Origin of the sequence: Mesorhizobium sp. M2A.F.Ca.ET.039.01.1.1, from assembly GCF_003998035.1 — a bacterium.
Lineage (GTDB): Bacteria > Pseudomonadota > Alphaproteobacteria > Rhizobiales > Rhizobiaceae > Mesorhizobium.
In genome coordinates, this window is record NZ_RZRY01001577.1 from 1 (window position 1) to 408 (window position 408).

Sequence of the window (408 nt, forward strand, 5' to 3'; positions counted from 1 at the left end):
CGACAAGGACGTCCGCATCATCGGCATCGAAGCCGGCGGCCGCGGCCTCGATGGCGTCGAGCATTGCGCCTCGATGAATGCCGGCGCGCCCGGCGTGCTGCACGGCAACCGCACCTATCTGCTGCAGGATGCCGACGGCCAGATCCTCGACGGCCACTCGATCTCGGCCGGCCTCGACTATCCGGGCGTCGGCCCCGAGCATTCCTGGCTGCGCGACTCTGGCCGCGTCGAATATGTGCCGATCCTCGACGACGAGGCGCTGGAGGCCTTCCAGCTGACGACGCGCGTCGAAGGCATCATCCCGGCGCTTGAATCGGCCCATGCCATCGCGCATGCGGTCAAGATCGTGCCGGCCATGGACAAGGACCAGATCGTCATCGTCAACCTGTCCGGCCGCGGCGACAAGGA

1 pseudogene is annotated in these 408 nt (G+C 67.4%); it reads left to right on the top strand.

The features are described 5' to 3' along the window. Window positions 1-408, top strand: a pseudogene (locus EOA24_RS40990) (tryptophan synthase subunit beta); the annotation flags it as partial.